25 protein-coding genes are annotated in these 22,193 nt (G+C 61.2%); 13 read left to right on the top strand and 12 right to left on the bottom strand.

Going from position 1 to position 22,193, the window contains the following annotated elements:
- Positions 1-34 precede the first annotated feature (34 nt).
- On the top strand, positions 35-1,204 hold the full coding sequence (locus VII69_10025) for a hypothetical protein (protein HEY5095442.1): 1,170 nt from the start codon (positions 35-37) through the stop codon (positions 1,202-1,204).
- A gap of 149 nt (positions 1,205-1,353) precedes the next feature.
- Positions 1,354-2,388 carry an NHL repeat-containing protein gene (locus tag VII69_10020; protein HEY5095441.1) on the top strand — a complete coding sequence of 345 codons (1,035 nt, stop codon included), beginning with the start codon at positions 1,354-1,356 and terminating at the stop codon, positions 2,386-2,388.
- Positions 2,389-2,459: 71 nt separating this feature from the next.
- Here VII69_10020 and VII69_10015 read toward each other — a convergent pair whose 3' ends face one another.
- The gene (locus VII69_10015) at positions 2,460-2,831 is read right to left on the bottom strand and encodes a thiosulfate sulfurtransferase GlpE (protein HEY5095440.1); all 372 of its coding nucleotides are present in this window, start codon (positions 2,829-2,831) and stop codon (positions 2,460-2,462) included.
- 149 nt (positions 2,832-2,980) lie between these two features.
- Here VII69_10015 and VII69_10010 point away from each other — a divergent pair, with 149 nt between their 5' ends.
- Entirely contained in the window at positions 2,981-3,517 is a 537-nt protein-coding gene (locus tag VII69_10010) for a Uma2 family endonuclease (protein HEY5095439.1), read from the top strand.
- Between the two features lie 100 nt (positions 3,518-3,617).
- Here VII69_10010 and VII69_10005 read toward each other — a convergent pair whose 3' ends face one another.
- From VII69_10005 to uvrB, 3 genes are all read right to left on the bottom strand, one after another.
- Positions 3,618-4,094, bottom strand: coding sequence for a ferritin-like domain-containing protein (locus tag VII69_10005; protein ID HEY5095438.1), 477 nt, complete (start codon positions 4,092-4,094; stop codon positions 3,618-3,620).
- A 49-nt stretch (positions 4,095-4,143) separates the two neighbouring features.
- On the bottom strand, positions 4,144-4,482 hold the full coding sequence (locus VII69_10000) for a nuclear transport factor 2 family protein (GenBank protein HEY5095437.1): 339 nt from the start codon (positions 4,480-4,482) through the stop codon (positions 4,144-4,146).
- A gap of 179 nt (positions 4,483-4,661) precedes the next feature.
- Positions 4,662-6,710, bottom strand: coding sequence for an excinuclease ABC subunit UvrB (gene uvrB / locus VII69_09995; protein ID HEY5095436.1), 2,049 nt, complete (start codon positions 6,708-6,710; stop codon positions 4,662-4,664).
- A 178-nt stretch (positions 6,711-6,888) separates the two neighbouring features.
- Here uvrB and VII69_09990 point away from each other — a divergent pair, with 178 nt between their 5' ends.
- From VII69_09990 to VII69_09970, 5 genes are all read left to right on the top strand, one after another.
- Entirely contained in the window at positions 6,889-7,980 is a 1,092-nt protein-coding gene (locus VII69_09990) for a ribose-phosphate pyrophosphokinase (GenBank protein ID HEY5095435.1), read from the top strand.
- A gap of 9 nt (positions 7,981-7,989) precedes the next feature.
- The gene (locus tag VII69_09985; protein ID HEY5095434.1) at positions 7,990-8,634 is read left to right on the top strand and encodes a 50S ribosomal protein L25; all 645 of its coding nucleotides are present in this window, start codon (positions 7,990-7,992) and stop codon (positions 8,632-8,634) included.
- 113 nt (positions 8,635-8,747) lie between these two features.
- Positions 8,748-9,317: an aminoacyl-tRNA hydrolase gene (gene pth, locus VII69_09980; GenBank protein ID HEY5095433.1), complete on the top strand. Its 570-nt coding sequence runs from the start codon at positions 8,748-8,750 to the stop codon at positions 9,315-9,317.
- Between the two features lie 137 nt (positions 9,318-9,454).
- Positions 9,455-10,489, top strand: a complete 1,035-nt coding sequence (locus VII69_09975; protein ID HEY5095432.1) for an ABC transporter ATP-binding protein — start codon at positions 9,455-9,457, stop codon at positions 10,487-10,489.
- Positions 10,482-11,327, top strand: coding sequence for an ABC transporter permease (locus VII69_09970; GenBank protein HEY5095431.1), 846 nt, complete (start codon positions 10,482-10,484; stop codon positions 11,325-11,327). Before VII69_09975 ends, VII69_09970 begins: the two co-directional genes overlap by 8 nt.
- 91 nt (positions 11,328-11,418) lie before the next feature.
- Here VII69_09970 and pyrE read toward each other — a convergent pair whose 3' ends face one another.
- A complete protein-coding gene (gene pyrE, locus VII69_09965; GenBank protein ID HEY5095430.1) occupies positions 11,419-12,018 on the bottom strand; it encodes an orotate phosphoribosyltransferase in 600 nt (199 codons plus the stop codon).
- A 4-nt stretch (positions 12,019-12,022) separates the two neighbouring features.
- Entirely contained in the window at positions 12,023-12,904 is an 882-nt protein-coding gene (locus VII69_09960; protein HEY5095429.1) for a hypothetical protein, read from the bottom strand.
- A 323-nt stretch (positions 12,905-13,227) separates the two neighbouring features.
- Between VII69_09960 and VII69_09955 the strand changes: the two genes are divergently transcribed.
- Positions 13,228-14,055, top strand: a complete 828-nt coding sequence (locus VII69_09955; GenBank protein HEY5095428.1) for a kelch repeat-containing protein — start codon at positions 13,228-13,230, stop codon at positions 14,053-14,055.
- Between the two features lie 98 nt (positions 14,056-14,153).
- On the opposite strand, the gene pyrF is transcribed toward VII69_09955, so the two are convergent.
- Genes pyrF through VII69_09940 form a run of 3 tightly spaced genes read right to left on the bottom strand, consistent with a single transcriptional unit; the run spans position 14,154 to position 16,608 of the window.
- The gene (gene pyrF / locus VII69_09950) at positions 14,154-14,849 is read right to left on the bottom strand and encodes an orotidine-5'-phosphate decarboxylase (protein ID HEY5095427.1); all 696 of its coding nucleotides are present in this window, start codon (positions 14,847-14,849) and stop codon (positions 14,154-14,156) included.
- On the bottom strand, positions 14,846-15,775 hold the full coding sequence (locus tag VII69_09945; protein HEY5095426.1) for a dihydroorotate dehydrogenase: 930 nt from the start codon (positions 15,773-15,775) through the stop codon (positions 14,846-14,848). The genes pyrF and VII69_09945 overlap by 4 nt, the downstream gene beginning before the upstream one ends.
- A gap of 11 nt (positions 15,776-15,786) precedes the next feature.
- The gene (locus VII69_09940; GenBank protein ID HEY5095425.1) at positions 15,787-16,608 is read right to left on the bottom strand and encodes a hypothetical protein; all 822 of its coding nucleotides are present in this window, start codon (positions 16,606-16,608) and stop codon (positions 15,787-15,789) included.
- Positions 16,609-16,668: 60 nt separating this feature from the next.
- Between VII69_09940 and VII69_09935 the strand changes: the two genes are divergently transcribed.
- The gene (locus VII69_09935) at positions 16,669-16,905 is read left to right on the top strand and encodes a hypothetical protein (GenBank protein HEY5095424.1); all 237 of its coding nucleotides are present in this window, start codon (positions 16,669-16,671) and stop codon (positions 16,903-16,905) included.
- A 98-nt stretch (positions 16,906-17,003) separates the two neighbouring features.
- Here VII69_09935 and VII69_09930 read toward each other — a convergent pair whose 3' ends face one another.
- Positions 17,004-17,768, bottom strand: a complete 765-nt coding sequence (locus VII69_09930; GenBank protein HEY5095423.1) for an SIMPL domain-containing protein — start codon at positions 17,766-17,768, stop codon at positions 17,004-17,006.
- A gap of 23 nt (positions 17,769-17,791) precedes the next feature.
- Complete coding sequence (gene thpR / locus VII69_09925; protein HEY5095422.1) at positions 17,792-18,367, bottom strand: RNA 2',3'-cyclic phosphodiesterase; 576 nt, start codon at positions 18,365-18,367, stop codon at positions 17,792-17,794.
- A 204-nt stretch (positions 18,368-18,571) separates the two neighbouring features.
- Here thpR and VII69_09920 point away from each other — a divergent pair, with 204 nt between their 5' ends.
- The 3 genes from VII69_09920 (at position 18,572) to VII69_09910 (ending at position 21,828) form a co-directional block, all read left to right on the top strand.
- Positions 18,572-19,267 carry a response regulator transcription factor gene (locus tag VII69_09920; protein ID HEY5095421.1) on the top strand — a complete coding sequence of 232 codons (696 nt, stop codon included), beginning with the start codon at positions 18,572-18,574 and terminating at the stop codon, positions 19,265-19,267.
- 13 nt (positions 19,268-19,280) lie between these two features.
- A complete protein-coding gene (locus tag VII69_09915; GenBank protein ID HEY5095420.1) occupies positions 19,281-20,729 on the top strand; it encodes a HAMP domain-containing sensor histidine kinase in 1,449 nt (482 codons plus the stop codon).
- 112 nt (positions 20,730-20,841) lie between these two features.
- Complete coding sequence (locus VII69_09910) at positions 20,842-21,828, top strand: DUF4097 family beta strand repeat-containing protein (GenBank protein ID HEY5095419.1); 987 nt, start codon at positions 20,842-20,844, stop codon at positions 21,826-21,828.
- Here the strand turns inward: VII69_09910 and VII69_09905 are convergent.
- Positions 21,825-22,193, bottom strand: a 369-nt coding sequence (locus tag VII69_09905; GenBank protein HEY5095418.1) for a hypothetical protein, incomplete at its 5' end; no start/stop codon positions are given. The genes VII69_09910 and VII69_09905 overlap by 4 nt on opposite strands.

The following is a 22,193-nucleotide window of genomic DNA, read 5'->3' as shown; positions in this document are numbered from 1 at the left end:
TTATTCTTTTCTGCAACAACTGGAGGGGAAATCAATGCAATCGAAATCTTGGCGCACGCCTTTGGTGGTCGCTGCTCTCGTCGCATCCGCCGGAATTCTGGCGGGTGGGTTGGCATTGCGGCCGGCGCTTGCAAACGGCGGGCAAATTACTGTCGGGCCGTTCACGGTGATCACGTGCAACAGCACGGCGCCGTGTCAGCAGTATACCAATCAAGGTACCGGGGCCGCACTTTTGGGGAAAACCGGAGATGGCGTCGGACTTCGTGGCGTCGCGACGGCTAACGGCGAGGGCGTCTTGGGCATCTCGCACGGCAACAAAGCAGTCGACGGACAGTCGATCAACGGAACCGGCATTAACGGTTTCAGCAAGAACGGCACCGCCGTAGCCGGCGGCAGCACGAACTCGTACGGCGTCACCGCGCTCAGCTTCGGCGCCGACGGCATGTACACGGAGGCCGACGGTGCAGGCGCCGCCGACGGCATCGTCGCGACGACGTCCGGCTCCGGATACGGCGTCCTTGGCGTCGCCTTAACGGCCAATCCGGCGATCCTTGCTGAAGCGGGCACGGGCGATGCCCTGTACGCCGACGCCGATGGCGGCGGTGGCGGCCAAGCCGCGATTGTCGGCAATAACGCGAACGGAAACGGCTCCGACATCTCGGGCACCTACATCGGTGACATCGCTCGTACACCTCCCGGTGTCGGATTCCCGTTCGTCGCCACGGACTCGAACGGCAACGACTTGTTCTTCATCGACAGTGCCGGCGACGTCTTCTACCATGGCACGCTCAATACGTTCGCCAAGACGCATGGCGGCCAGAACGCTTCGGCATTCGAGACGAAGGCCGCAATTCCGTCGGAAGACGATTGGGGTTCCGCCCAACTCGTGAACGGAATGACAACCGTGCGCCTGGACCCGACATTCGCGCAGACTCTCGATCCGCGGCAGGCATACCAGGTCATGCTGACCCCAGATGCGGATACGCGTGGACTGTTCGTCGCGGCTAAGACGCCGACGTCGTTTGTGGTTCGCGAAGTCCAGGGCGGCCACGGGACGTTTGCGTTCGACTACCACGTCTACGCGGTGGCACTCGGCCACGCCGGACAGCGCATGTCGATCGTCGGAGACAGACCGCTTGGTGCGCCCGTCGCGGGTAGAGCGAATCCGATCACGCCGCGAATTCCCAAGCGCCCCGCGCACTAGTCCACAGCGTTCCTTGTCGTTGGGCGGCCGATGCTTGCCCTACGACAAGCCGCGTGCGGAATAGTCCACAAGTCTCACCGGCTTCACATCATAGACCCAGTTTATTTGGGTATCATGGGGTCAAGCTAGGGCGGACTTAGGGGAGAAGTATGAATATCAAGTTCGAGCGAGTGACCGCTGCGGCACCGCTGGCGGCGTTGCTATTATTGCTCACCGCGTGCAATTCATCGTCCAGCAACCAAATCATCGCCGGTCCAACGCCACCGCCCGTGACGGGCTCCATGTTTCTTACCGATTCCTCAATAGACACGGGCGTGCTGATCGACCAAGTGCTCGTCTTTCCGCAAAACGCGAATGGGGGGCCGGCGCCCACCCAAGACATCACTGGGAACGTCACCGGACTCTCGGTGCCGCAGGGAATCGCGGTGGACCGGGCAGGCAACATGTGGGTCACGAACTTCAACACGAGCAGCATCACCGAGTACAACGCGGGTGCCACCGGCAACGTCGCGCCCATCAATACGGTGCAAGGTAGCTCCACATTTCTCGCGGGGCCGATCGGCATCGCTTTCGATTCGGCCGGCGATGTATTCGTGGTGAATTCGCAAACAGACAGTTCGGGATTGTTCGAGGTATTGGAGTTCGGGCCGAATCCAACCGGTAATCAGGGACCAATCCGGCGCATCGGCGGATCTGCGACACTATTGAACAATCCGCAGTACGCGGCCGTGGACGGCGCCGGCAACGTGTACGTCACGAACATCGCGAACAATCTCATCACGATATTTGGTCCGGGCGCAAGCGGCAATGTCGCACCGCTCGTTTCGTTCAGCGGTAATTGCGCGCAGCCCGACGGCATCGCGCTCGATGGCGCGAAGAACATCTACGTTGCGTGCGATCAAAACTATGAGGTCCGTGAGTATTCGGCGCTTTCGGGCTCGGGAACGCCGACGCAGATCCGCAGCCTAGGGGTCGGTACTACTCAGCCGCAACTCTACAACCCGTCGGGTCTCGCCGTGAATTCGCTAGGCACGCTCTTCGTCGCGAACTCTGGTTTGCAAGGACAGGCGCTCGGCTACATCACTGCGTACACGCCGAGCTTCTCCAACACGACCGGTCCCGGCGCACTCCTGGGAGGCGGCAGCAGCAACATCATACGGCCCGGCGGCATCGCCCTACACTAGTCCCTATAGGAGGGCAAGCGTCGCTTGCCCCGTCGTTCCGTACTAGGGCAAGCATCGCTTGCCCATTTTTTTCAGCGCTTTCGAAGCGTATCCCGTCGATCGGACTTTTCTACTAGCGGGTCGGCCGGTTCCACATCGCCGCCGTTAGCTTTCCAAGCGTCGATCCCACCCGCGATATACTTCGCGTCACGACCGAGCTTTTGAAGCGCCGGAGTCACTGCTTGGCTGACCGATCCGCCTCTGACGCAATAGAGAACGATCGGCGTACCGGCTGGCAATTCGGCAGCCCACGATTCGACTGATTCAGGAAGTTTTCGAACAGCGCCCGGAATGATAGATGGATCTTCTGCGAAGTGTTCCGCACGCCTCACGTCGAGAAGTATGAAATTGTCTCCCTTTTTGCGCATCTCATCGAGTTCTTGTGGGCTGATGGTGTCGCTCACGTTGCGTTTCCTCGTCGTGTGAATGAAGATTGCGATTCAGTTGTAAACGTTCGCAATTTTTCACGTAAAGCACTGCATATTCAGTCAGGCGGGCGCGAGTCTTGACCTGGCCTCAGTCCACTATGATATACTGTTGTGCGATCAAACCCATGCGCGAAATCTTTTTGCCGGAGACTAAACCGGCGCTCGAATGGATCAATGGCCGGGCTGTGCAGAAAGTAAGCCCGAAGCGAAAACATGCGCTCGCGCAAACGCGCTTTGCGGCCGCACGCGATGCATGGGCGCAGGTGACGGGCCGCGGCATGGTAGGGACCGAATGGCACTTTTACGTGGCTCCGCCGGGCGAGGATCGCCGGCCGCTCGTGCCGGATGTGGCTTACCTATCCTACGCGCGGTTGCCGTACGCGGCGCAACTCGAGACCGAGATACCTCGCGTCGCGCCCGATGTGCCAATCGAGATCCTATCGCCGGACGATCGTCCCGACGACGTCGCCGAAAAAGTCCGCGTGTATCTCGCCGCGGGCGCACTGGCGGTAGTGCTCGTGGACACCGATGCGCAGTCCGCTACGGTCTGCGAATCCGGTCAAACGCAGCGCTTTGGCGGCGACGATATTTTTGCACATCCCGTGCTGCCGGGCTTTAGCATGGCCATCCAATATCTATTCACCCCGCCGCAGCCTAAATAACGCGAGGGCAAGCGATGCTTGCCCTCCTACAGTCAGTGCGGCGCGAACGCCGGGCAAGCGATGCTTGCCCTAGTACGTTTGCGCTCGAATGTTTAGCCGCTTAAGACTTCTTGCGGCGAGTGAGGTCCGGCGCGTCTTCGCCAAGAGCGGTGGCTAGGTCGATTTGATGGTCCTGCTCGTTGACGAGGATGTCTCTGATCTGCTCTGCCATCGCGAATTCGCCGAGCTCCTCGCATTGGCGGACGCGTTCGCGATAGTTGCGAATCGTTTCATTTTCGTTGTCCAAATCGAAACGCAACATGTCTTTGGCCTTTTCCGAAATGCGGACCGGCTTGGGCGTGACCGTCGGCATCTTCCCGAGATAGTCGATGAGCCGTGAGATGATGAGCGCATGATCGAGTTCTTGCTTTGCGTGTATCTCTAACTGCGCTGCGATGCTCATATATTCCGCGCCCTTGAGCACTTGAGAGTAGACGACGTACGCGATGATCGCCTGATATTCGCGCGAAAGATCCTCGTTCAGTAGGGCAGCGAGCTTGTCTCGCGTTATCGATTTATTCTTGCCGGCTGTAGGCATGCTACTCTCCTATGTCAGTGATCTGAATGTTCGGGTTTCTCCCCGCGCGTCACAAGTCCCACCCGAAGTAGACTTCCACCTTGCAAATCTTGTCAAGCCTAAACGTGAGAACCTCGGTGTTTTGAAACCGGCTGCCATCCTTTTTCGTGCTCTCGTAGGTCACGATGACTTCGTCGCCGGACTCGACGAGCCGTTTGAAGTCGAACGTTCCGGAAACTTTAGCGTTTGGCCAGCACCGCTCGAAATACTTCGCCCGGTCGATGCCCACGTCCGCAGGACTATAGAACGTCAAGTCGTCGGTCAGTCGCTCCTCGAGTACGTTGCGATCGCCGGACAAATAAGCGCCGTAGTATTCGCGAGCGATCTCTAGGCGGTTGTAGTTGGGCAAAGTAGGACTCCGATTCAAGGCGGGTGTGAAGGCGCCCCAGGGTCGTGCGTTTCGCTCGCCCGAGAGTCCTTTTGGTAAACGATAGTACGGCCGGCCGACCATAAAGGTCGGCCCCACAGAACTCGTACTAAACACGTGGGCAAGCGATGCTTGCCCTCCTACAGGATTGAGCTCACATACTAGAACAGGGCGGCTTCGCGGACTTTCTGGCCGAACACGTTCGGCGCTTTTTTCGAAAGCCGCGAGTCCCCGCCGTCAGGCAACTGTTTGCGCAGCTCCCACAGCTCGTCTCGCAGCGCCGCCGCCTTCTCGAACTCTAATTTGGCCGCTGCATTGCGCATCTCGCGGTCGAGCTTGGTGATGGTGGCCATCAACACGTCGCGCGGCACTTCGCGCAGTGCCTTCTTGCCTTTCGCATGTTGCTCGCGATCGGAGTACACCGAAGATAATATATCCCGGATCGACTTGCGGATGGATTGCGGATCGATGTTGTGCTCTGCGTTGTACGCCAACTGACGCGCCCGCCTGCGTTCGGTCTCATTGATGGCGCGCTCCATCGATGCGGTCAGGTTATCCGCATACATCAACACCATGCCGCTCACGTGGCGCGCAGCGCGGCCAATCGTCTGAATCAGCGACGTCTCCGAACGCAAGTAGCCCTCTTTGTCCGCGTCGAGTATCGCCACCAAAGACACTTCCGGCAGATCCAAACCTTCGCGCAACAGATTTATGCCCACCAGGCAATCGAATTCACCTAACCGCAAGTCGCGCAGGATGGCGATGCGCTCCAGGGTTTCGATCTCCGAATGCAGGTAGCGCGCCTTCACGTCCGCCTCGATTAGATAGTCGGTCAGATCCTCGGCCATCTTCTTTGTGAGCGTGGTGACAAGCGTGCGCTCTCCCGAAGCGGCCCGCTTGCGGATTTCCTCCATGAGGTCATCCACTTGACCGGCGGTGGGCCGGCGCACGATCTGCGGATCGACCAGGCCGGTGGGGCGGATGATCTGCTCCACGATTTGCGTCGCATGCTCGCGCTCGTACTTGCCCGGCGTGGCCGAGACATAGACGACTTGATTGATGTGCTTATCGAATTCGTCGAACGTGAGCGGCCGGTTGTCCAGCGCCGACGGCAGGCGGAACCCGTACTCCACCAACGCTTCCTTGCGCGAGCGGTCGCCCTGGTACATCCCGTGCACCTGAGGCAGCGTCACGTGCGACTCATCAACGAACAGCAGCCAATCGTCGGGGAAGAAATCGATCAGGCAGAACGGTGTCTGACCCGGCGCGCGTCCGGTTAGGTGGCGCGAATAGTTTTCGATGCCGTTGCAGTAGCCGAGCTCGCGCAGACTTTCCAAATCGTTGCGCGTCCGCATCTCGATGCGCTGCGCCTCGAGCGGCCGCCCCTCGCGCTTGAAGAACGCGACGCGGTCCACCAGCTCTTCTTCGATCGAAACGCACGCACGGCGGAGCTTTTCTTCGGGCGTGATGAAGTGCTTCGCGGGAAAGATGGTCAACTCGTCGACTTCTTCGATCAATTCGCCGGTGACCTGATTGATGCGTGTGATGCTTTCGAGCTGATCGCCGAAGAAATCCAGCCGCGTGACCACCTCGTCGTCCACCGCGACATATTCGAGCACGTCGCCGCGAACCCGGAACGTTCCGCGCACCATCGCGATGTCGTTGCGCGAATACTGCATGTCCACAAGCTTGCGCAGCAGCTTATCGCGGTCGAATTCTTGGCCCCGCTTCAGGTTCAGCGACATCTCCATATAGTCCGAAGGCGAGCCCAAGCCGAAGATACAGGAAACCGACGCGACGATGATCGTGTCCGGCCGCGTCAGCAGCGACTGTGTGGCCGAGTGCCGCAGCCGCTCGATCTCGTCGTTTATCGAGGAGTCCTTTTCGATGTACGTGTCCGACGACGCGATGTACGCCTCGGGCTGATAGTAGTCGAAGTAACTGACGAAATACTCGACGGCGTTCTTTGGAAAGAACTCTTTGAACTCGCCGCATAGCTGCGCCGCCAACGTCTTGTTGTGGCATAGAACAAGAGTGGGCTTTTGCACAGCCTCGACCGCCCACGCCATGGTCGCGGTCTTTCCGCTGCCCGTCACGCCGAGCAAGGTCTGAGCGCGGTCGCCGCGGCGGATGCCTTCGGCGAGCGCCACGATAGCCTGCGGCTGGTCCCCTGAGGGCGAAAACGGGGATATGACTTCGAATTTCGGCACAGTAGGGCGCTCCATCGCCAGGGGTCGAAAGGATGGCTTCGTAGAAGTTGATTCGGCGCCTGCGATAGAGAGTATGGCTTGATTAAACTCGGTCGCGGCGGAGTGGGGAGCGACAGGGGGTGACCGTTGGTCACCCTAGTACGGCAACCCAAAAAAACGGAATGGGAGAACCGCTGTTATGGCTACGGCAAAACCGGTCCTCTTCTCAGGCACCTCCAACCCCGCATTGGCTGAGGAGATCGCCGCCCGGATGGGCACGCGCCTGGGCAAGGCGCTCGTCACCACCTTTGCCAACGACGAACGGCGCATCGAGATCCACGAAAATGTGCGCGGCGCCGACGTCTTCGTCATCCAGTCCATATGTAAGTCGGCCGACGGCCTCTGTGGCGTGAACGACTCGCTCATGGAAATGCTGTTGATGATCGACGCGCTTAAGCGCGCGTCGGCCTATCGCATCACGGCCGTCATCCCGTACTACGGCTACGCCAAGCAAGACAAAAAGACGAAAGGCCGCGAGCCGATCTCGGCCAAGCTGATCGCGAATCTTCTGGTGACGGCCGGCGCCGATCGCATCGTGACCGTGGATCTGCATGCCGCCCAAATCCAAGGTTTCTTCGATCAGCCGGTCGACAACCTCACCGCCAGCTACATCCTTGCCAATCACCTCATCAATTCAAAGAAGATGATCGGACCCGGATATGTGGTCGTGTCGCCGGACGCCGGCGGCGTGGCGCGCGCCGAAGCGTTTGCGAAGAGGCTCCAGGCCACCGTCGCCATCGTCTTCAAGCGCCGGCCGCGGCCGGACGTCAATGAAGTGAGCGAAGTCGTCGGCGACCTGAGAGGCAAGACGGCCATCATCATCGACGACATGATCTCCACAGGCGGCACACTCGTCAAGGCGGCCGAAGCGCTGCTCGAGCGCGGCGCCGTTTCGGTCATCACGTGCGCCACCCACGGGATATTCGCCGGTGACGCAGCCAAAAAGTTCATCGAGTCGCCGATTGCGGAAGTCATCGTCACCAACACCATCCCGGTGCCGAACGAGATCCGCGGCGAGAAGATCAAGGTGCTCTCGGTCGCGCCCATGCTCGCCGAGACCATCAAGCGCATCAGCACAAATCGGTCGATCTCGGAGATCTACGAAGAGCAGGAAGGCGAGTTGGCGCAAAGCCAGCGCGGCTCCACGCTGTTCGATTCGATGTCGGTCAACGAGCCCGCAGAACCGGCCGACCCTGTATTAGGGCAAGCAACGCTTGCCCATCGAACGTAAAGGAACAACATGGAACAGATCAAGTTGGCCGCAAAGCCTCGCGAGGCCACCGGCTCCAAATCCGTCAAACGGCTGCGCGACGAAGGCAAGATTCCGGGCATCGTCTATGGACGTGCCTTCGGCGACCCCGTCGCCATCGTTATCGAATCGCGCGATTTGCGCGTTGCGCTCAGCCACGGCGCGCACTCGGTCATCAACCTCGAAATTGAAGGCCGCGGTCCCACGCCCGTGCTGCTGCACGACCGCCAACTCGACCCCGTCACGAAACGTCTGCTGCACGTCGATCTCCACGCCGTCAATCTCAATGAAGAAGTCGAGACCACCGTGCGCATCGTCGCGGTCGGCACGGCAGCGGGCGTGAAGAACGGCGGCATCCTCGATATCGTGATGAGAGAGATCACGGTCTCGGCTTTGCCGGGCAGCATCCCCGACCACATCGAAGTCGACGTCCGCGACCTCAACATCACCGACGCGTTCCATGTGCGCGAACTGCCGGCTATCGAGGGCGTTCGCTATATCGAAGAGCCCGACGATGTCATCGTCGCCGTGCTGCCGCCGTCGAAGGTTGAAGAGCCTGTGGTGGCCGCGGTTGCCGAGGTTGTTGCCGAGCCGGAACTCATCGGCAAGAAGCCGACGGAAGAAGTCGCGACCTAGGCGGTGGGCAAGCGATGCTTGCCCTAATACAAGTCGGTGGGCAAGCGATGCTTGGCCTAATGCGAGTCGATGGGCCAGCGATGATTGCCCTCCTACAAGAGCGGAGTTCATGAATGCGGTTGGTCGTGGGCCTCGGCAATCCCGGGGCCCAATACGTTCGCACCCGTCATAACATCGGATTTCGCGTGCTTCAAGCGCTCGCTGCAACCGAAAACGTCGATGGCTGGCGCTCGAAGTTCAACGCGCGAGTCGCGCAAGCTCCCGCGCTCGATGCAGTGCTTGCGATGCCGCTCACGTACATGAACGATTCGGGCGCAGCGGTCCAACCGCTTGCGGCGTTCTATAAGCTGACACCGGCCGATCTGCTCATCGTGTGTGACGATTTCAATCTGCCCTTCGCCCGTTTGCGGATGCGGCGCGGCGGCAGTGACGGCGGCAATAACGGCCTAAAGGACATAACGAATGCCCTCGGCACGAAAGACTACCCGCGGCTGCGCTTCGGCATCGGCCGCGACGGCCTCGACGCGATCGGATTCGTTCTTGGAGCATTTAGCGGTGACGAAGAAAAGCTATTGCCCGAAGCGATCGAGCGCGCCGTGGCCGGCATCCGAACCTTCTGCTTGCAGGGAGCAGACGCGGCTATCGACCTGGTCAATAGCAATGGCGGGGATGCCGTCCCTTAAAGTGGTCCGGAGCACGGATGGCGAACATCCTCTCGACCGGCGACCCAGGCAGTTCACGTCAATCGACCCTATCCTGCGTCGCATTCGGCCGATATACTTCTACAGAAGCCATATAATCTCGAGTAAGGACGTTCCAGTTGCCCGATAGTCCAGATGTGAACACCGGCGCGATGATCGTTGTCGACCGGCTTGTGAAATCATTCCCGACCATGTACGGCATCATGCCGACCATCAAGCACTTCGGCCGCATTCCGCGGCGCGAAGTACTGCATAGCATTTCACTCTCCGTCCGTCGCGGCGAATTATTCGGCCTGCTCGGCGCCAACGGCGCCGGCAAGACGACCCTCCTCAAGATGCTGGCCACGCTCTCGATTCCTGACAGCGGCACGATTCGTATCGATGGAATCAACGCGGTTCGCAGTCCGATGGCTGCGAAGCGACGCATCGGCCTTTGCACGAGTGAAGAGCGCAGTTTTTATTTCCGTCTGAGCGCGCGCCAAAATCTTGAATTTTTCGGAACGCTCATGGGCGTGCGCGGTAGGTCGCTGCGAAAACGGATCAAAGAAGTCATTAGGATGGTCGATCTCGAGTCGGCCATGGACCGTCCCTTTTCCGGATTTTCGTCGGGCATGCGTCAGCGCCTGACGGTTGCGCGTGCGCTGATCGCCGACCCGCCGCTTTTGTTCTTCGACGAGCCCACGCGCGCGGTGGATCCTGTGCACGCGGAAGAACTGCGCCGCATGATTCGCGACGATCTCGTCGGAAAAATGGGCAAGACGGTGGTCCTCGCAACGAACCTTCTCGACGAAGCGTGGACGCTTTGCGATACGATCGCCGTGCTCAAGCAAGGTGAGGTCGTGGCATGCGGTCCGCCGAATTCGCTTGACACCAATTTCACCCGCATGCTGCGCTATCAGATCGTCGTGGATCAGCTCGACGATGCGCTCGTGGAACGTGCGAAGGCTATCCCCGGATTGTCTCTGTTCGAATCCTCGATCTCGGCCGAAGGTTTCGTGCTCGATATCGAGATCGCACCGTCCGAGCTCTCGCTCACCCAATTGCTTAGCGCCGTCAGCTCGAACGGCGCCACGGTACGCGCGTTCCGCACCGAGGCGGTGCGCCCGATCGACATATTCAGCGACCTGATCCGAGTGACCGACAACGATGAGTAGCACTGGGATCGTCGCTCCGAGCAACATTTTCGTCGATCGCTTCAGCAAGGCGTTTGCGATCTTCATGCGCGACGCGCGCCTCGCGAAGTCGTACGATCTTCAGTTCTACTTCCAGTGGTTCACGATCGCGATCCAAGTCGTGGCGTTCTTCTTCATCGCGAAACTGACGTCGGGTTCGCCGATGGTCAAACGGCATGTCCCCGGCGGCGACTACTTCACATGGGTGATCATCGGGCTCGCGTTTTCACGCTTTCAGACGATGGCCATCCAGTGCTTCCAGATGGCGGTTCGCAACGACCAGATGCTCGGCACGCTCGAGGTGGTGCTCGCCACGCCGACGGGGCTGCCCACGGTCGTGCTCTCCGCGGGACTATGGGCGTTCGTGCTCACCTCGTTTCAGGTGATCTTCTTCCTCTTGGTCGCCGTGCCGTTCGGGCTGAATCTTTCGCACACCAACTTCTTGACGATGATCGTCTTCCTAACCCTCATCGTCGTGTGCATGTCGTCCATCGGCGTCATGGCCGCCGCCACCATCATGACCTACAAGCAAAACGCGGGCACCGGCTTCATCGCGGGCTCTTCAGCGAGTCTGCTCGGCGGCGTGCAGTTCCCGGTTTCTTTGCTGCCGCTATGGCTGCAAAAAGTGTCGTGGTGCCTACCCATCACGCACGCGCTCAACGGAATGCGCGACGCGGTAGCTGGATTGTCTCTCGTGCAGACCTGGTACGACGCGATTTGGCTTTGCGTCGCCACCACGATCCTACTCCCCATTTCACTGTTCTATTTCCACCGCGCGGTCCAACGCGCGAAGATGGACGGCACCCTCGGCCACTACTAGACCTTTATTGTACTAGGGCAAGGATCGCTTGCCCATTTTTTTTGTAGGGTTTTTGCACTCGTACTAGGGCAAGCATCGCTTGCCCCAATTTTCACACCACCCGTCGGCTGCCCGGATCGACGATCGGCACGCCGCGCTTGCACAATTCACAAGCGGCCGGCAAGTAGTCGGCGAGCGGCAAATCGAGCAGCGCAGTGACGGGCAACGGGAGACTGACGCGGCCTCGCTTGACCACCGCGCCGATGGCGACGACGTCTCCGCCGCGCCGCTGAACCACGTCCAATATCTCTGCTGTGGACTTGCCGGTGGTCATCACGTCCTCGATGACCGCGACGCGCTCGCCGTGCGAGATTAAAAATCCGCGCCGAAGCATGGCGACGCCGTTCTCTTTCTCTAAGAAGATGTCGCGCACGCCGAGCGCTTTGGCGACGATGTATCCCGGAATAACACCGCCGACAGCGGCGGAAACCACGACTTGCGGGTGCGTTGCGCGGACCAGGTCGGCGAGAGCGCCGCAGACCGCCTCGGCCGTGGGCGGGTCTTCGAAGATGCGGAACTTTTGGATGAAGCGGTCGCTATGGAGCCCAGACGAGAGTACGAAGTGGCCGGTCAGCATCGCGCCGCGGCGTTCGAGCAGCGTAAGCACGTCGTTTGGATTCATGGCGTTCGGCATTTGCCGCGCGCCGCGCACGGACCTACGGCGTAGCGGGCACCGTGAAATACGACTCCGGCAACGATGCCGGTACGGTGAAGTCGTGCATGATCATCGTGCATTCCATGTTGGCATGGTAGAACAACGCGTAGCCGTTGCCGTGGAAGTGCAAATTGTCGAGCAGCCAGTACGCGCCGACCGGTTCGTACGCGACATCGATGGCTAGACCGAACGCGAAAACGACGCCGCGCAACGTCACCTCGGCGTGCGCAGCCCGGACTAGATAGGTCGTGGTGTCGACATACAGGTCTGTGAGCGGATGGTCGATGACGTCGCTATTCGCGTGAAGGTGAAGATGATAGACTTCGCTGCCCTTTAGATTTTCAACGCCAACAAGCGTGATGTCGTAGTATCGGCTGGCTTCGACGCTGACCGAGCCGAGCACTTCGGTCGTGGCGCCCGCCGGCGAATCCGGCGGACCAGAGGGCGTCGGACTCGGACCGACGGATGGCTTCGGCGTCGAACCGTTTTCTAATACGTCGGCCTCAGTCGGCGCGATCAGAGCCTCGCCGCGGTAAGCGGCGTGCGTGGCTAAGTCCTGCGTGAGCGCTCTCTCGTCGTGCGAGCGATACCAGACTTGATACGAGTGGGAATCGTTGGCGTGCTTAAGATCCATATCCCAGTCGGTCTTGCCCTTCGTCACCTTCGGGGTCAGGACGAGGTTGTGACCGATGTAGTCGAGCTGATACGTGGCATAGTCCGGCCGATGCGCGTTCGCGCTTCTCATAGCCGCGATCGCGCGGTGGTAGATGACGACGGGGCTCGGCTCGACTGCGGGCGTGAGGGATCCGGCGGGCGCAGCCACTGTGGGAGCGGGAGTGGACGCGAGGAACAACGCCGAAATCAGCGCCGCAACGATAGTCATGTGGCTATTACGCGCCGGCCAGCCCGAATGTTTCGAAGCGAGGAGTATACGATTCCGCCTGCCGCCGCCGAGCCGTCCGCGTGGCCCCTGGCGGAGTGGACGCTGGCGCGACGCCTAGGGAGCAATATGAAGATCGGAACTCATGCTTATTCGGAGGGCGGAAAATGAATCTGAGAAATACCCGACTATGGGTTGCTGCCGCGCTCATCGCGGCCGTGTCCGGATGTTCAGGCGCGAGCAATACCACAATTGTTCGTAGTCCCGGAACAGAAGGCGCCCGAGTGGCGCCACAAGCCCTCGGGACTTGGGTCACCAAGGCACCGATGCCGACCGCGCGCACTTGGCTAGCGGCGGGGGCCATCAACGGCATACTCTACGCAGTTGGCGGCTATGATGCTAGCAATAAAAACTTGAGCACGGTCGAGGCTTACAATCCAACGACAGATTCTTGGACGACTAAAGCACCTATGCCGACCGCGCGGTACGCGCTAGCCATTGGTGTCGTCAACGGAATACTCTATGCCGTCGGTGGCTACAATGGTACCTGCAAGTTCGGGAACTGCGGCTTGAATATGGTTGAGGCATACAATCCTATGACAGACAGCTGGACCACCAAGGCACCCATGCCAACTGGGCGCTTCGGTCTAGCTGTCGGCGTCGTCAACGGCATACTCTACGCCGTTGGCGGCGAAAGCGACCCCTACCTAAGCACCGTTGAGGCTTACGATCCAACGACAGACACCTGGACCACCAAAGCTTCCATGCCGACGCCACGCCCCAACCTCGCTGTTGGAGTTATTAACGGCGTGCTCTACGCGGTAGGTGGGTCGTACTCTATAAATACCGTTGAGGCGTACGATCCTGTCGTGGATACTTGGACAACCAAGGCGCCCATGAAGAGGAAAGGCTGCTGTCTAGCTTCGAGCATTCTTGGGGACAGACTGTATGCCATCGGCGGCATTAACGGCACCCAGGGAAGACATACGGTCGAAGTTTACAATCCATCAACGAACACTTGGACCACGACGGTGTCCATGCCGACAACACGTTGGGCTCTGGCTAGCCGCGTTATCGGTCATACAATATACGTTGTCGGCGGAGCGAATAGCAGCGGCGTATTGAATACAGTTGAGGCTTTCACACGAATGTAGCGGCACAGATTACACTGGAGCCGTAACTGGCTGACACGCAAGCCCGGTGCGTGTCGGCCGGTTTCGACGAGAAGCCGACGGGATTAACAACTGAGGGTCTAAGATAGGTCGGCAAGAATCGCCCGAGCTGCGGCGCCGGGATCAGACGCCTTTGTGATCGGCCTGCCGACGACGATGAAATCTGCGCCGGCGCGCACCGCATCGGCGGGGGTGGCGACCCGGCGCTGATCTTGCGCATCGGCGCCGGCGGGGCGGATGCCCGGACATAGCAGTACGAAACTGGCTCCGCATGTGGAGCGCACGGCCGGCGCTTCGGCCACGGAACACACTGCGCCGTCCGCTCCCGCCGCCGACGCGAGCGTTGCAAGTCGAAGCACTTGCTCTTCGGGCGAACCATTAATGCCGAGCGCGCGTAGATCTTCGGCGTTCAGACTTGTCAGCACGGTGACCGCGAGGAGCCGGAGCTTGCCACCGGCTGCGTTGTATTCGACGCGCGCGGCGGACGCGGCCGCAATCATGGCCGAACCGCCTGAAGCGTGCAGCGTGATCAGGCTTGCGCCGGATCGCGCAGCCGCGCGAACAGCCGCACCCACCGTGTTCGGGATGTCGTGTAATTTGAGGTCGAGAAAGATGGATTTTCCGGTCTTGCGCAACAGCGTCAGTATTTGATCGCCGTAACCGCAGTAGGCCTCGTAACCGACCTTATACCACCGTACATCCGGCGCGGTCTGCTCTACAATAAAGCGTGCGCGGTCGTAATCCGGCTCGTCTAGGGCGACGATGAGTTGAGTCACCTGCTGACCCTCACGCCTGCGAACTCGGGGTTTGCCAGACCCGTCAATGCGCTCACCGATGCAAATCCGCGCCTCGCCGCTTCGCCGCGGAGCCCGGCGTTGATCTTGCGGGCCACGTCGGGATCGCGGAAATTCGCGGTGCCCACGCTCACCGCTGTCGCGCCTGCGAACATGAATTCCAGCGCATCCCGGGCCGTTTCGATTCCACCCATGCCGATGATCGGAATCCGAACGGCGCGGGCCACTTCCCAGACGGCGAGAACGGCGATCGGACGAATCGCGGGTCCGGTGAGACCGCCGGTGCCGTTCGCAAGCCACGGTCGAGCGCGCGTCGTGTCGATGACCATGCCGCGAACCGCGTTGATGAGCGAGATCGCGTCCGCGCCGGCGGCTTCGGCCGCAACTGCGATCGATCGTAGGTCGGATACGTTCGGGGTGAGCTTTGCGATGACGGGGAGTTTCGCCGTCGCTTTCACCGCACGCACCACTTCGCCGATCGCCGCAGCGCTCTCCGCAAAGCACTCGCCCTCACGGTCGACGTTCGGACACGATACGTCGAGTTCGATCGCGATGACGTTGGGGAGCCCGTTCATGCGCACTGCGACCGCAGCGAACTCGGCCACCGAAAAACCGGCGACGCTCGCGATGATCGCCGTCGGCACCGCCGCTATTTCCCGCGCATCGTGCGCTAAGAAGTGATCGATGCCCGGTCCTTGCAGACCGATCGCGTTGAGCAGACCGCCGGGAACTGGAATCACGCGCGGCATCGAGTTGCCGAGCCGGGGTTTGCTCGTGATGCTTTTGATCGTGATCGCACCGTATTCGCCGATTTCGGTCACGCGCGCGTACTCGGCGCCGCGGTTGTAGCAGCCGCTCGCGGCGATCACCGGATTTTTCAATATTGCCGGGCCGATGTGGACCGACATATCGACGCCCATCAAAGCCACTCCACATCGGACGCGGAATAAACGGTGCCGTCGGTGCAGATGCGCGAGAGATCGTAGGGCCGCCGCTCATCCGGCGCTCTGGGATATCCGGTGGCCTGCGTACATCCTCGGCGGACCGGCACCACGCAACCCCAGCACGTTCCCATCGAACATCCAAAAGTTTCTTCCATGGATATCTGACACGGGATTTTGGCGGCGTTCGCGTGCTCGCACAGCGCGCGCAGCATGGCCGGCGGGCCGCAGCCGTAAAGCATGTCCACAGGGCCCTGATCGCGCAGCAGGTCGAGAACCGTGCCTTTTTGGCCGGCAGTTCCGTCATCGGTGCAAGTGTCGAGCGTTAGACCGAGATCTCGAAGCTCGGCGGCACCGATCAACATAGCCTTCGTGCGCGCGCCAAGAAGGACGCGCGTCTGGACGCCCGCTTTGATGAGCGCGCGCCCGAGCAGCCAGAATGGCACGACGCCGACCCCACCGGCGACAATCGTCGCGTGCGATCCCGGCGCCGGGATGCTAAAGCTGTTGCCGAGCGGACCGATGACGGAGATTTCTGTGCCCGGCATCACGCGCGAGAGTTGAGCCGTGCGTTCGCCCCACTCGCGAAACAGCAGCGTGAACTCGTCGCCGTCGACCGTCCAGATGCCCAGCGGAAGCCGCACGGCGAACGGCCCCGGCAAATCGGTCGCGACGTATTGGGCGGGGCCGGCCGCGCGCGCGATGCGCGGACACCGAAGGGCGATACGCCAAAAGCCGGGGCCTAACGGCTCCCGGCTGCTGACGACTGCGGTCTCGACGGCGAGTTGGACTTCGGGCATATCGAAATTCGGCTTTCGCGTCCCGTTGAAGGGCTACCTCGGCGTGCTTCGCGTCATCATATGACAATTCCACAACTAAGTTGGGACATTCATGTAATGTTTTACTACCGTTATACGTCACATGCACAGGACGACACGCCGAAAGGAAACCAGGCCATGCAAGGATTGCTCGTTTTCAAGGATCTAGGAGAGGCTGAAAGCCTGGGCTTCCAATTCTTCGACCGTCGCAAAGACGGGATGATCGTCCGAAAAATGACCGCCGGCGGTTGGGCCATGGCGCTCGTACGCAAAAAGTAAGAGACTCTCCTCAACGCCTAAAAGCGTAGCCGGATTTGCAACCTCCGGCCAACGCGACCCACAGTGGGGCAAGCAACGCTTGCCCTGTTTTTTTTGTGCTAAGGTTTGATGGCGTAGATCACGCTGACCGTCGCGTCGATCGTGTCCGTTCCACCAAGCACGGGCGGTGCGACTGCGCTCGCGCCCATCATCATCATCCGTCCTTGCATGGGCATGGGCCCACCGCCGCCACCGGTGGATATCGCTATTATACTTCCAAGTTGGACGCCGGCAGCCGCCGCGAGAGCGACGGCTTGCGCGCGCGCAGATGAGACTCCGGCGGCGAGTGCTTGACGATAGAGCCGGTCGCGTTGCGATGTGTCGTACGAAAGTCCGTACGTCTCGTTTGCACCGGCTTTGACCGCACCGTCAAGGGCAGCGCCGGCCTGCGAAACCGATACGGTGACATCGATGCTTTCGGTGGCGACGTAGTAGCCGAGCGAAATCGGCCGGTGCGGTTCGCCCGCCAGCGGGCCGTTCGAGACAGAACCACCCATGCCGGAATCGTTTTGTTGAAAGTCCAGCGTATAACCGCTCGTCTTTATGTCAGCGTCGGAAATGCCCATACCGCGCAATTCCTTGACCACCGCTTGTGCGCGTGTGTTGACCTGTGCGGCGGCGTCAGTCGCAGCCTGCGACTGTGCGCGCACGCCGAACGAAACGTGGGCGATATCGGGCGCGTACTTCACGCTGCCGCTCGCCGAGACCGAGATGCTGGGCGGCGGTCCATTGAATCCTGGCCCTTCAGCCGCTTTAGCGGCGCATGGCGCAAAGCTCGAGGCTAACCCAAACAAAACTGCACCGATGACGAGCATGTGTTTCATTTCATATCCTTCATCTCGACGGTCTATCCGAGGATGATCTCTTCGCGTTCGGGGTATCGCACGCCCGCAGGCCCGAGTACCGATTCAAAAAGCACGAGCCGCGTCACCGGCATTGAAAACTCGACGGATAGCTGAGGAGCGCGCAGCGGCGTGGACCCATTCGTGCGGCCGATCGTCGCGTGCGGCGTTGCCGCGTCGTCAAAACGAAAGCCCAGCGAGGCGAAGGCAGTGCGTAACGCGAGTGAGGCGCGCTCGAATGCGAGATCTGGTTCGCGCCCGCCGACCCAGATGACGCGGGGCCGCAGTAGATTCGGGAATGCGCCGATACTAGATAGCTGGAGCGAAAAAGGTTTTATCATTGACTGGGCAAGCGATGCTTGCCCTAGTACGGAACTTTGAACGACAGACCGGAACGCCAAGATGACCGCAGGGAGGCCCGCGTCGGCGACTTCGCCGAGAAACGCTATTGTGACGTGCCAATTTTCGGGCCGAACCCATCGCGCGCGAGCGCCTTCTCGCTTGAGAGCATCGAGTGCTGTCGCGACGTACGTGCGCGCGCCGGCGTCCAACGGAATAGCGGCGAAGAGTCTCACGGCCATCGCATTTTTGGGCAAGCGATGGTTGCCCTACTACAAATCCGCATATTTGGGCAAGCGATGCTTGCCCTAGTACGGCTTGCCCTAATACGGATTGCCCCAAGGCAATTCCGGTTTCACGTGCCGTTAATGCGAGCGGGTTCACCAGCCGTTAACCTTTAAGATGGGTGACAGAGCCAACCGCTACATGCACTGGACGAGGGCATAATGGAGCAAACAGCCACCGTAGGATCGGCTGAGAAGCAGTGGATACTCATCGTTGAAGACGATGAGAAGATCGCGCGCGTACTGCAGCTTGAGCTCGAGCACGAGGGCTTCAGAATAGAGGTCTGCGCCGACGGGGCAAGCGCCATCGAGCGCGCGCTCAAGGGCCCCGACCTCATCGTCCTCGATCTATTGCTGCCACGAATCGACGGCCTTGAGGTCTGCCGAAGGGTGCGCCGTCATTCCTCGGTGCCGATCATCATGCTCACCGCCAAAGATGCGGTGCCGGACCGCATCGCCGGGCTCGACACCGGTGCGAACGACTATCTGACAAAACCGTTTTCCATCGAAGAGCTGCTCGCGCGCATCCGCGTGCAGCTGCGCTCGCACGAACCGGTCGAACGGACGTTGAGCGCTAAGGATCTCATCCTCAACCGCGACACGCACGAAGTGAAGCGTGGGCCAAACGTCATCACGCTCACGGCCAAGGAATTTTCGCTGCTCGAATTTCTGCTGATGTATCCCAATAAGGTCCATACCCGCGACGAGATCTTCAATAGCGTGTGGGGTTCGGATTTTCTCGGTGAGTCGAATCTCATCGATGTCTATATTCGCTACCTCCGCAATAAAGTCGACGAGGGTGCGGACGACAAACTGATTCACACTGTCCGGGGCGTCGGCTACGCTCTCCGGACCTAGCGCGGATCGCACCGTGCCGGTCGATCTGAAGTCGACCGCTCCGCCGTTCTTCGCCGGACTGCGCTGGCGCATGATGGCGTGGTACGGGGGGTTGATGCTCGTCCTGCTGGCCGCGTTCGCTATCGCCGTGAACGCCGGCGCAGCGCGCGTGCTCACGATCTCGACGGCGCAACGTGTGAGCGGTGTCAGCGATCAGATCGCGAGCGCGGCGCGCGACGAACGCAACGAACCATTCGGCGTCGTCAGTGTGCGCACGCTGCTTGCCGACGAGTCCACGCTCAACACATTCGCCGGTGCCGGACTCTACGTCGAGGTATTCACTCCAGGCAACCCCGCGTATCCGATCGGCCGCAGCGCGAACCTCGGTTCCGCCGAGCTCCCGACGTCGGGTTACACGCCATGGCGCGCCCCCGGGGGCTTCGACGAGAACTGGGGCACGGCCGATACCGCCGTCGGTCCCGTGCTCGCGCACTGGATGACGATCAATGGCCCGCAGGGACCGGAGGTCGTCGTCTACGTCGCCGAGTCGCTCGTCCTCGTCCGGCAGACGCTTGCCGCGTTCGGCGTGTTCTTGCTCTTGAGCGTCGCGCTCGCGGCCGTCGCTGTGATCGCCGCGGGCGCTTGGCTCACGCGCACCGCCGTCGCCCCGATCAACGAGATCGCTCGCGCCGCGCGCGAGATCGGCGGCGACGATCTCGCAAAGCGCTTGAACTGGCAGGACCGTCGCGACGAACTCGGCGTGTTGGCTGCGACGTTCGACGAGATGTTGAGCCGTCTGGAAGGCGCTTTCGCGCGCGAGCGGCGCTTCATCGCCGACGCGTCGCACGAGCTGAAGACACCGCTCACCGTGATCAACGGCAACGCGCAGATGCTGCAACGTTGGGCCGACAGCGACCCCGTATTGCGCGCGGAGGCGCTCGAGACGATCCGCGCCGAAAGCGCGAGCATGGCGCGCGTCATCAACGCCATGCTGACGCTTGCCAAGACCGACGACGCGGACGCGTTGTCGATGGAGACCGTCGACATGGCGGCCGTCGTGCACGACGTAGCAACGGCGATGCGGCCCGGTGCAGAACAAAAGGGCTTGACTCTAACCGTGCGATGCGACGGGAATTCGGTCGTGCGCGGCGAGCCGGGACTGTTGCGCCAATTGATCACCAATCTCACCGAGAACGCGATCAAGTTCACGGAAACCGGCGGCGTCTCGCTCACGGTGGTGCGCGAGAAATCTCGCGTCCGGTTGACCGTCACCGATACCGGGCCGGGAATTCCGGCCGGCGCGCTTCCGCACGTCTTCGAACGGTTCTACCGCGCCGATCCGGCCCGCTCTCGACGCGTCGAGGGTACGGGCTTGGGGCTCGCCGTGGTCCGCAACATCATACGAGTCCATCGCGGCGACATCCGGGCCGACTCCGGGCTAGGCGTGGGCACGACGTTTACCGTCGAAATGCCGGCCGCTTGAGTGTTCTCATGCTGACCTCATCTTCAGTTCACAGGCCATTCATGCGCTCCCGGCCCCAAAAGCGTACTGTGAAGGTTGGGAAGACCAACGACGTCCTCCCGATCGGTTAAACATGCTTCACCGCCTCCGCGGACCCGCGCCGCTCGCCACCGTCCTTGCCGCAATCGCGATGTTCGCGACATCGGCTGCTGCCTGCGCCGACCAGACGTCACCGCTCGCCGGAGCGGGCCTTGTCGCGATAAAGTCGGCCGGCGGCACCGTCACGATCATGGTTGGAAATCCTGGCGAAGTGCGTGTTGTGAGTCCGGACCGAGTCGCGTTGAAGCATTTCGCAGTGTCGGCGGACGCCGACGGTCACATCATGTTGCCGCAACAAGGAGCGCCGGTTGTCGGCAAGGCGGGAGCGCCTGCGGCGGCGCCTGCAGCGGGCAACGCAGGCGCGGCGCCGGGCGCTGTTCGCGGCGGATTGGGTCCGCGCAGTTTCACAATCCCCGGGCTGCAAGACGGCAGCGACGGACTGAGTGTCACCAATAGAGGCGGAAGCGACATAACGATCTACGTGCCGCCGACGCTAGCTGGGCTCATCGTCGGCGCCGGACCAGGCGACGTCAGCGCCAGCAATCTCACCGGCACCTACGTGATCGTCACCGGCCGAGGCGGCATCAACCTTCAGAACATGTCCGGGCGTGGACTCGTACGCACGTGGACGGGGCCGATCACGCTGAACGGAATCGCAGGGGCGCTCGGCGTCGAGTCGGCGCGCGGCGCCATAACGGCACGCCAGATGTCCGTGAATCAAGCCGACGTCACGACGCAATCGGGCGACGTCGACTGGGAATTCTCGTCGCTTGGGCGGGGCGCATACCGCTTCAATTCGCGTCAGGGAAACATTCAGGTAGGATTGGCGCCGGACGCCGCGGCGAACGTGGACGCGCAGAGCGAGTCTGGCTCGGTCGTGAACGCATTTGAAAAGCGCCCGGGGAGCGTGCGCATCTTCAATCGGCACGCGCTTTCCATGGCGTTGCGCGGCGGCGGTCCTGAGATCACCGCATCCAGCAAATTCGGGCGGGTGACGATCCGACCGCACAAGCCGATCTAGCGCGGCGAAAACCGATAGAGGGCGGGCGCACGACACGGCGCGAACGCCCAGCCAGTGAATCTCCGAAACTTCGCGTGCGGCGCCGTCATCGTGATCTGCAGCATCGCGGCGAACGCGGGGGCGTCGAATGCCCTGATCGCATTGCCCCCGCCCAGCGTCGTGCCGTCGCCCACCGCATCGGCGCTCCCGGCCGCGTCAAGCTCTCCGCTTCCATTACAATCACCGTCGCCCGGTCCGAGCGGTGCTCCTGCGCCTGCTCCGACGGCGGCTCCCACGCCGACGCCGCCGCCGCTGCCGCCTCCACTGCCGTCGCCGTTGCCGTCACCGTCGGTGTCGCCGCCGCCGTCGCCACATCGCCCGCGTGA

The sequence above is a fragment of the Candidatus Eremiobacteraceae bacterium genome (assembly GCA_036511855.1).
In the GTDB taxonomy this organism is placed as follows: Bacteria; Vulcanimicrobiota; Vulcanimicrobiia; order Eremiobacterales; family Eremiobacteraceae; genus JABCYQ01.
This window is presented reverse-complemented; position numbering and strand designations above follow the sequence as displayed.

What these genes read in the sequence shown, in the direction of transcription:
- VII69_10025 (HEY5095442.1), top strand. Translation starts at nt 35, where the DNA reads ATGCAATCGAAATCTTGGCGCACGCCTTTGGTGGTCGCTGCTCTCGTC.
- VII69_10020 (HEY5095441.1), top strand. Translation starts at nt 1,354, where the DNA reads ATGAATATCAAGTTCGAGCGAGTGACCGCTGCGGCACCGCTGGCGGCG.
- VII69_10010 (HEY5095439.1), top strand. Translation starts at nt 2,981, where the DNA reads ATGCGCGAAATCTTTTTGCCGGAGACTAAACCGGCGCTCGAATGGATC.
- VII69_10005 (HEY5095438.1), bottom strand. Translation starts at nt 4,094, where the DNA reads ATGCCTACAGCCGGCAAGAATAAATCGATAACGCGAGACAAGCTCGCT.
- VII69_09990 (HEY5095435.1), top strand. Translation starts at nt 6,889, where the DNA reads ATGGCTACGGCAAAACCGGTCCTCTTCTCAGGCACCTCCAACCCCGCA.
- VII69_09985 (HEY5095434.1), top strand. Translation starts at nt 7,990, where the DNA reads ATGGAACAGATCAAGTTGGCCGCAAAGCCTCGCGAGGCCACCGGCTCC.
- pth (HEY5095433.1), top strand. Translation starts at nt 8,748, where the DNA reads ATGCGGTTGGTCGTGGGCCTCGGCAATCCCGGGGCCCAATACGTTCGC.
- VII69_09970 (HEY5095431.1), top strand. Translation starts at nt 10,482, where the DNA reads ATGAGTAGCACTGGGATCGTCGCTCCGAGCAACATTTTCGTCGATCGC.
- VII69_09960 (HEY5095429.1), bottom strand. Translation starts at nt 12,904, where the DNA reads ATGACTATCGTTGCGGCGCTGATTTCGGCGTTGTTCCTCGCGTCCACT.
- VII69_09955 (HEY5095428.1), top strand. Translation starts at nt 13,228, where the DNA reads ATGCCGACCGCGCGCACTTGGCTAGCGGCGGGGGCCATCAACGGCATA.
- VII69_09945 (HEY5095426.1), bottom strand. Translation starts at nt 15,775, where the DNA reads ATGTCGGTCCACATCGGCCCGGCAATATTGAAAAATCCGGTGATCGCC.
- VII69_09940 (HEY5095425.1), bottom strand. Translation starts at nt 16,608, where the DNA reads ATGCCCGAAGTCCAACTCGCCGTCGAGACCGCAGTCGTCAGCAGCCGG.
- VII69_09935 (HEY5095424.1), top strand. Translation starts at nt 16,669, where the DNA reads ATGACAATTCCACAACTAAGTTGGGACATTCATGTAATGTTTTACTAC.
- VII69_09930 (HEY5095423.1), bottom strand. Translation starts at nt 17,768, where the DNA reads ATGAAACACATGCTCGTCATCGGTGCAGTTTTGTTTGGGTTAGCCTCG.
- thpR (HEY5095422.1), bottom strand. Translation starts at nt 18,367, where the DNA reads ATGGCCGTGAGACTCTTCGCCGCTATTCCGTTGGACGCCGGCGCGCGC.
- VII69_09920 (HEY5095421.1), top strand. Translation starts at nt 18,572, where the DNA reads ATGGAGCAAACAGCCACCGTAGGATCGGCTGAGAAGCAGTGGATACTC.
- VII69_09910 (HEY5095419.1), top strand. Translation starts at nt 20,842, where the DNA reads ATGCTTCACCGCCTCCGCGGACCCGCGCCGCTCGCCACCGTCCTTGCC.